This window comes from Bradyrhizobium genomosp. III (assembly GCF_000261705.1).
In the GTDB taxonomy this organism is placed as follows: Bacteria; Pseudomonadota; Alphaproteobacteria; order Rhizobiales; family Xanthobacteraceae; genus Bradyrhizobium; species Bradyrhizobium ottawaense.
Genome location: NZ_AJQF01000606.1, coordinates 1 through 810, shown reverse-complemented (window position 1 = coordinate 810; position 810 = coordinate 1). Strand labels below are relative to the sequence as shown.

The 810-nt window shown below is 54.1% G+C and carries 1 protein-coding gene; it reads left to right on the top strand.

Annotated elements, in window-relative coordinates:
• The first annotated feature begins 85 nt into the window (after positions 1-85).
• Positions 86-625, top strand: coding sequence for a GNAT family N-acetyltransferase (locus tag IC66_RS0142380; protein ID WP_014498653.1), 540 nt, complete (start codon positions 86-88; stop codon positions 623-625).
• Positions 626-810: the final 185 nt, after the last annotated feature.

The following is an 810-nucleotide window of genomic DNA, read 5'->3' as shown; positions in this document are numbered from 1 at the left end:
CTAGCCCGTCTTATTCGTAAAGGACCGGCTCATGCGTCGGCTTTGTCAGCTTTCTGTCAGCTCGTCCAAATAGTAGCTCGTTGTGATGAGAACCAATTACAACAACTGGCCCTCCGACGGGCAAAGTGTGGACCAGCAGCGCGATGCGCTGGCCGGCACTTCTGGCGCAGATGGTGCTGCTTTTACGGCCGCTTTAGCTGCTGGACCAGCGTCTTCCGCTTTTGACAAGAGGACAGGTGTGTCAGTCCGCCTACACAGAGTAAGTAGCAATATTGGCAACGCCCAAAGTGTTTCTTTGTTTACTGATGCCAATGAACGCAATAAGGTGGGAGCGATGACCGTGGCGCCGGGGCGCAACAGTTTGCGAATTCTCAGCATAGAAAATCTCGGCCGGTCGAGGTACAAAGGGGTCGGGACGGCTATGATTGAAGTCGCCGATCATACTAGGCAGTCCGCGGGCCTTTCCAAGCTATCCCTTCTCTCTCAAGATGAAGGAGCTTCAGCATTTTTCTACAAGAAGGGATTCCGGTTTGCGGACGAGGGCAAGAATGCGGAAATGCGGACTGTCATTTCCAATCCACGATACGTCTCAGATGAAATTCTTATGGGCGAGATGGAGCGCTAGCCCGTCTTATTCGTAAGAGTGCGCCTGAGGGCTGGCGAGCGTGGTGTAAAGCGCTGATGCGGCGTAGGATTCGGTTGCGAAGCCACCCCATCACCTTAAACCACGCCCGCCATGACCGATGATACGATTCTGCCATCCTCGTTTCCAGCCGTTCACGCCAAGAAAGTCACAGCTGCCTTCGATGG

Coding starts and splice junctions, on each gene's coding strand:
- IC66_RS0142380 (WP_014498653.1), top strand. CDS start 86: ATGAGAACCAATTACAACAACTGGCCCTCCGACGGGCAAAGTGTGGAC.